Source organism: Fusicatenibacter faecihominis (genome assembly GCF_020686945.1).
In the GTDB taxonomy this organism is placed as follows: Bacteria; Bacillota; Clostridia; order Lachnospirales; family Lachnospiraceae; genus Limivivens; species Limivivens faecihominis.
Genome location: NZ_JAJEPR010000066.1, coordinates 1 through 7268, shown reverse-complemented (window position 1 = coordinate 7268; position 7268 = coordinate 1). Strand labels below are relative to the sequence as shown.

8 protein-coding genes are annotated in these 7268 nt (G+C 46.3%); all 8 read left to right on the top strand.

Annotated features, from left to right (window positions below; all coding sequences use genetic code 11):
- The coding region (locus tag LKD71_RS17390) for a nucleotidyltransferase domain-containing protein (RefSeq protein WP_408611029.1) at positions 1-304 on the top strand (304 nt) is incomplete at its 5' end.
- A gap of 287 nt (positions 305-591) precedes the next feature.
- Complete coding sequence (locus tag LKD71_RS17385; RefSeq protein ID WP_015517767.1) at positions 592-1839, top strand: plasmid recombination protein; 1248 nt, start codon at positions 592-594, stop codon at positions 1837-1839.
- Between the two features lie 415 nt (positions 1840-2254).
- Positions 2255-3706, top strand: a complete 1452-nt coding sequence (locus LKD71_RS17380; protein WP_199488597.1) for a hypothetical protein — start codon at positions 2255-2257, stop codon at positions 3704-3706.
- Positions 3707-3961: 255 nt separating this feature from the next.
- Positions 3962-4228 carry a type II toxin-antitoxin system RelB/DinJ family antitoxin gene (locus tag LKD71_RS17375; protein WP_033119556.1) on the top strand — a complete coding sequence of 89 codons (267 nt, stop codon included), beginning with the start codon at positions 3962-3964 and terminating at the stop codon, positions 4226-4228.
- A complete protein-coding gene (locus LKD71_RS17370) occupies positions 4221-4499 on the top strand; it encodes a type II toxin-antitoxin system YafQ family toxin (protein WP_021632616.1) in 279 nt (92 codons plus the stop codon). The genes LKD71_RS17375 and LKD71_RS17370 overlap by 8 nt, the downstream gene beginning before the upstream one ends.
- Positions 4500-4532: 33 nt before the next feature.
- Positions 4533-5015, top strand: coding sequence for a hypothetical protein (locus LKD71_RS17365; RefSeq protein WP_076917214.1), 483 nt, complete (start codon positions 4533-4535; stop codon positions 5013-5015).
- A gap of 353 nt (positions 5016-5368) precedes the next feature.
- Positions 5369-6913: an ATP-binding cassette domain-containing protein gene (locus LKD71_RS17360; RefSeq protein ID WP_009247522.1), complete on the top strand. Its 1545-nt coding sequence runs from the start codon at positions 5369-5371 to the stop codon at positions 6911-6913.
- A gap of 84 nt (positions 6914-6997) precedes the next feature.
- The coding region (locus LKD71_RS17355; protein ID WP_408611028.1) for a nucleotidyltransferase domain-containing protein at positions 6998-7268 on the top strand (271 nt) is incomplete at its 3' end.

Here is a 7268-nt window from a genome sequence, read left to right as displayed (position 1 = left end):
GGAAGTAAATACTGATTATACAACGGATGGTCATACTGTCTGGAAAGATGATAAACAAAGAATCATTGATTTACATTGTTTTGAATTTACAGATGACGGAATTGTTTATGAGGGAGATATATTTCCATCAAAAACTTTTTCCGGTATTGGAAAAGTTGGAGATATAACTGTTTCTTGTATTGAACCATTGAGTCAGGTAATGCTTCATTTGGGATATGAACACGATAAAAATGATGTGCATGATGTGATGCTGTTGTGTGAAACATTTCAAATAGCAATACCAGATGAATATAAGGAAAAGTAAAATTTCAGTTTATCGGTGGGATGAAGGTCGGGGAGCCGTCCGCAGACGGCAGGGGCAGCGCCCCTCCGGAGCTGGCAGAGCAGCAGGCACGAGCCGGCAGTGAAGCAGCTCCGGCAACCCCTCCCCTTTAGGGGCGCAAAGCACTTTCACACCGCTGCACCGATGGGGTGGCGGTGTGAAAGTGCTTTTGCGTTACTTTCTCACCAGAAAGTAACAAAGAGGTTGTTTTTAGCGGAAATTTATGATAAAATAGAGGACGGAAGAATAAGCGGAAAGGGGGCGATTTTATGGGAGTTACGATTTCGGGTATGACAGGTGCAGGGAGCATCCGGCACAACAACCGCAGCTTCTCAGCGGCGAATGTAGACCGGAGCCGGACGGAGCAGAACATTGTTTTCTGCAACGAGGATCTGAAGCAGGTCTATCATATGGTCTTTGATGAAGCTCTCGCAGCCTACAACGCAAAGAAAACCAAAACGAGAGATAAGATACCGGACTACTATGAGCATATCCGGCAGAGTAAACAGGAAAAGCTGTTCCATGAAGCGATCTTCCAGATCGGCAACATGAGCGACTGTGGGTGCGGTACGCCGGACGGAGAACGGGCGGCGGCAGCTCTGAAAGATTTTGCGGAGTCTTTTGCAGAACGCAACCCCCATCTGCGGGTGTTCAATATGGTGCTGCACATGGACGAGGCAACGCCCCATCTCCATGTCGATTTTATCCCTGTGGCAACGGAGCAGTCAAGAGGACTTTCTACAAGGGTATCTATGAAACAGGCATTGAAGCAGCAGGGGTTTGTCGGTGTCGGCAGAAAGCAGACCGAATGGGCGGCGTGGATGGAACGGGAGAAAGAAGCTCTGACGGAGATCGCCCAGCGGCACGATTTTGAAATTATCTCTCTCGGCACGAACAGACCGCACATGGACTTGCCGCAGTTCAAGGAAGCGGCTGCGAGGCTGGAAGCGGTGCAGCAGCAGACAGCGGCAGTAGAGCGGGAGGTTGCTGAGCTGGAACGGCAGCGGGACGCTCTGAAAGGCACTGTGCGGCTCTTAAAGGAGGCTGACAGGGTAAATGCACCCCTGCATGATATTCAGCCGGAAAAGACGCTCACAGGGGCAGTAAAGGGCGTGACGGTGGATCAGGTCGAGCAGCTAAAGAAAATGGCACTGCGCAGCGTGACGGATCGGCACAAGGTACAGGAGCTGACGGAGGAAAACACCCGTCTGCGGTCACAGGTGCCGTCCATGAAGAAGCGGCTGGAAGAAGCGCAGCGGCAGCAGAGGCTTGAACAGGAAAACCGGAGGCTGCGCGATGAAAACTATTATCTGCAATCCGAGCTGCAGGAGGAACGCAGCTTCACCGAGCGTCTGACGGACGGCATCGGTCGGATGCTGGACTTCTTGGAAGAACACTTGCCGGAGCGTCTGCGTCCTCTGCTTGAAAAGGCGAGGGAGCTGCTGCCCGATCCGGAGATTGGACAGCAGCAGGAGCAACAGCAGCACCAGCGAGGAATGGGCGGCATGGAGCTGTAAAAGAAGCCTGTCCGGAGGGCTTGAAAATCTCTTTCGGACAGGCTATAATAACAACTGAAAATAGGGAATTGCTGTATTGATAATCTAAGCCCCCTGTAAGGGTACTCCCAACCTATATTTTTTCTCTCTGAAAGGGAGAAAGTCGGAGGGGAAAAGGGGGGTGAGCGGAGGGGTGTTGGAAGTGTGGTAAACCTCGTTAGAGGTTTTCCAAGCCACTGTGGTAAACCCATCGGGTTTTCCATAGTGGCGGCACTTTCAATGCCCCGCAGCGAGGGGGAAAAGGGGGAGGTGACTTTCTCTTTAAGGCGGCGTAGCCGCCGCTCTTTTGCTCCCCCTTTTCCCCCTTCCCGCCCGCAGGCGATCCCCGCCGCAGCGGATTTTCTTTTTGGTACTTTTTCTTTTGTGAGGTGGTAATATGACCGAGAATTATCGAGGCTGCTACGAGTATTTGAGCGCACAATATCCGGAGGTCGGAGGCTATGAGTTTTATAAAGAGCTGTTTCCGGACAATGAGAACTCCGGAGAACGGCACACGGATTTTTCCCATCCGAACGCTGTGTATCTGTATCGGGACGAACAGAGCGAGGATAAGAAGCTCCGGCGCAGGAAGATGTATAACGACACATGGGAACAGGATTACATGGAGTTTGTCGAGGGGAACAGCCTTACTTTGTGCAGCGGTCTTGCATATCGCAGAAAGGAGAACAGGCTGGAGAACGCCCAGCGGATGTATGCTCTGATCTTCGATCTGGATGGCGTAGGTCTTGCCGAGCTGCGCAACCTCTTTCTGCGCTTTGGCGGCGATCCGGAGCGAGTGCGCCGGTTGCCGATGCCGACTTTCCTTGTTCTGTCGGGGACAGGGCTGCATATCTACTATGTTTTCCAGCAGCCGATTGACCTATACCCGAATATAAAAATTCAGCTTAAAAGTCTGAAATATGACCTCACTTTCCGGCTATGGGAGTATGGCAGCACTTCGCAGGTCAAGGCGATCCAGTATCAATCCATCAATCAGAGCTTCCGCATGGTGGGCAGCATCAATGACAAGCATGGGACGGAGCTGGTCGCTTTCCGTACCGGAGAACGGGTAACGCTGGATTATCTGAACGCCTACGCAAAGCCAGAAAACAGGGTGGATGTCAATAAGCCTTTCAGCCCATCCAAAATGACACGAGCTGAGGCGAGGGAGGCATATCCGGAGTGGTATGAGCGTGTTGTTGTGAGAGGCGAGAAAGGACGCAAGAAGTGGGATATTGCCGGAAAGGTGCATGGTGATGATCCGTATGCGCTCTACCATTGGTGGCTGCGGCAGATCGGAGAGATAAAGGGCGGGCATCGGTATTTCTTTTTGATGTGCCTTGCTATCTATGCTTACAAATGCGGTGTGTCGAAGCAGCAGCTCCGGCAGGATATGAAAGAGGCTTTTGATGATCTGCAGATGGTGAAGCATGAGAACGCATTGACCGAGGAAGATATACGGAGTGCGCTGGAAGCCTACGACAAGGAGTATTACAATTTCACGATTTCCGATATTGAAGCTCTGACCGATGTTCGCATCGAGCGCAACAAGAGGAATGGTAGATCACAGAAAGAGCATTTGAAAAGAGCAAGGGCGGTGCAGGAAGTGGATTATCCTGGCGGCACATGGAGAAGAAAAGGGGCAGAAGAAAAGAAAGCGCAAGTCTATGCGTGGCGGCAGGAGCATCCAGAGGGACGCAAGGCCGATTGTCATAGGGACACCGGACTTGATCCGAAAACGATCCGCAAATGGTGGGACACCGTACCGGAGGGGCATATAACGGTCAAAATACGCCCATCACAGGCTTTGAGCGATCTGTTGGTGGAGGAATTTAAGAAAGGGCTGTAAACGCCCCAGAAACGCCCTACAAGGCGTTTTCGGGGCGGGTAAGGGTTTTTATATTACCCCACCGAAAACGAGGCTTGAAAACCGCGCGAAATAAGGCTTTTTCACCCCCTAAATGTACACGCTGCGGTGTTAGCATATAGAAAGCACTGTTCATAGAAAAGTTGCAAAAAAACATTTGCAATGCACTTGCAAATGTCACGAATATTGAATATAATATTAGTGCAAGCTAAAAATGACGAGGAAAGGAGTGCTATTATGGCTAAAGGAAATATGACGATAAGAATGGAGCCGGAGCTGAAAGCACAGGCGGCAGCTCTCTTTAAGTCCCTCGGAATGGATTTGAGTACGGCAACGGGTATTTTTTATCGACAGGCACTTAGGTGTCATGGACTTCCCTTTGAAGTCAAGGTTGACGAGCCGAATGCTGTTACCTATGCGGCGATGGAGGCGGCAGAAAAGGGAGAGGATATGTATGGTCCGTTTGATAGCGTTGCAGATCTGATGGAGGCGCTGAATGCTTAAGCCGGAGTTTTCGGGGCAGTTCAAACGAGATTACAAGCTTGCGATCAAGAGAGGCTGCGATCCGAAGAAGTTGGAGGAAGTGATCACGCTGTTGTGTAACGAGCAGCCGTTGCCGGAGGCGTATCGAGATCATGCTCTCACTAATTCCAGAAATTATAAGGACATGAGAGAATGTCACATCGAGCCGGACTGGCTGTTGGTCTATAAAGTTGTTCGGCAGACTTTGATTTTGAAATTGATAAGGACGGGATCTCATAGCGATTTGTTTTGAGATTAACTCCGGATGAAAGAGTGGTGATGATATTTGGCGGGTGTAATAACGGAAATTGCAATAGAATGTGGCGTGTCGGAACAGGCAGTTCGTGCATGGTGTAGGCGAAACCATGTTGCGAAAGATGCGAAAGGAAGTTTCGCAATCAGCGAAAGTCAAAAAACCGCCATATATCAGCATTATTTAGGTGTTGAACGAAAGCAAGTTTCGCAACAGGCGAAAGCAAGTTGCGAAACTTGCGAAACCACTTTGATCGCTATGCTGCAGGGAGAATTAGACCGGAAAAGCGAGCAACTTGCTGTAAAGGACAAGCAGATCGAGGAACTGAACGCAAGGTTGGCGGAGGTCAGCTCGGCGTTGGTGACGGCACAGCAGACTGCGGCAGCGGCCCAGGCTCTCCATGCTGGGACAATGCATCAGCAGCTTCTTTCCGGCAAGTCCGGAGCCGATCAGCCGGAGCGTGAGACAGAACCGGTTCAAAAGCGTAGCTGGTTTAGTAGGTTCTTTGGGGACTAAACAGAACGACAAATCGGAATTTGCACTTCCATAAGGTGAAATGTATTGACACAAAAAATACAGTATGATAGTATTGCCATTAGAAGAAAGAAAGGCACATTTTGTGTAAGGTGAGGAAATGATTAATAGATAATTTGATTTAAGTAAGACACATATAGTTATTGAGCCTGTAGAGAATAGGTTTGTTTTGTGTACGCTTAAGTTGGATTATCGCAAGAGGCATTTCCTTTGTTTTCCTTTTGGAAAAGAAATAAGGGTCTATTTAGCGAGTCTATTTTTGCGTATGCAAAAAAGACTCGTTTTTGTGTGTTCAAAATAATAATTGGCTCAGACTTCGAAAAGGAGAAACTTTAATGTTGCAGATAAAAAAATTAAATTTAACACATAAAAAAGACCTGAGAATAATTCTTAATGATTTCAACCTTGTGCTAAATGATGGAGATAAGGCAGTTATTATTGGAGAAGAGGGAAATGGGAAATCGACATTAATGAAGTGGATATACAATCCGTCGCTTGTAGAAAACTATATAGAAGCAGATGGGGAAAGGATAATGGGACACGAACGTCTTGGTTATCTTCCGCAGGAGATGCTCGATGAAGATAAGGAAAAAACAATATACGAATATTTTTCTGAAGAGGAAATATTCTGGGAGAAAACGCCTAAAGAATTGTCTGTTATTGCGGGAAAATTTGGAATGAAAAATGATTTTTTCTACAGTAACCAGACAATGGGTAGTCTTTCAGGAGGCGAAAAAGTCAAGACACAACTTATGAGGCTTTTCATTCGCGATGTTTCTGTGCTGTTGTTGGACGAACCTTCCAATGACATCGACATTGCGACGCTTACATTACTGGAAAAAATCATAAATGACTGGAAGCACATTGTGCTTTTTATTTCACACGATGAAACGCTGATAGAGCGTACTGCCAACATGGTGATACATATCGAGCAGATTATACGAAAAACAAAGGCGAGATATACCGTGGCAAAGCTTCCCTATAGACGCTATGTGGAAGAACGGCTTCATAAATTTGAAATCCAAAAACAGCGGGCACTGAGTGACCGTAGGGAGAAAAAGATTCGCGATGAAAAATATCAAAGAGTTATGCAGAGTGTACAAGGTGCATTAAGAAGTTGTACCAGACAAGCACCGTCTGTTGCCAAAAACTTAAAGGACAAAATGCATACGGTTAAGGCAATGGAACGAAGATTTGAAAAAGAAGATGAAAATATGACTCAGATGCCGGAACAGGAAGAAGCAATCTTTGTCAAATTAGGGGATGAAAACTCACACATTCCCGCAGGAAAAACGGTCATAGAATATGAACTTTCAAAGCTTGTGACTCCGGATGGCAAAAGAATTTTAGCAGAAGGAATTCATTTAAAAATAAAAGGTTCAGAAAAAATCTGTATGATAGGAGCCAACGGGGCAGGAAAAACGACTCTTCTAAAAAAGATAGCGGAAGAACTCCTAAATCGGAATGACATTAAAGCAGAATATATGCCTCAAACTTATGAAGACCTGCTGGATTTGGATGTTACACCGGTTGATTACCTTGATAAAACAGGAGATAAAGAAGAGCGTACAAGAATTAGAACATACCTTGGTTCACTTAAATACACACCAGATGAAATGGAGCATCCGATTCGGGAGTTATCAGGCGGACAAAAGGCGAAAGTGCTTCTCTTGAGGATGAGCTTAAGTGGTGCAAATGTTCTTATTCTGGATGAACCGACAAGAAATTTTTCACCATTGTCCGGTCCGGTAATAAGAAAAATGCTCCGAGAATTTCCGGGGGCTGTCATTAGCATTTCTCACGATAGAAAGTATATTGAAGAGGTGTGCGATAAAATATATCAGCTAAATCCTAATGGATTACAGCTAATTGGTGATTGATAACAAAAAGGATGAAAGACTGACAAATTTCAGGCTTTTAGTGAGTTGGAAAGCATACAAAGATTTGAATTTGGAGGATAGATTATGGTACGTACAGAAGATGCATGTGAAATTATAAAATATGCTTTGCAAAACGAAATTAAAGTATATTTAGATGGCGGATGGGGTGTTGATGCACTTCTTAAAAGAGAATCAAGAATACACAATGATATTGATTTGTTTGTTGAACTGAAACATTATCATGATTATATTTATGTGATTAAGCAGCATGGATTTGAGGAAGTAAATACTGATTATACAACGGATGGTCATACTGTCTGGAAAGATGATAAACAAAGAATCATTGATTTACATT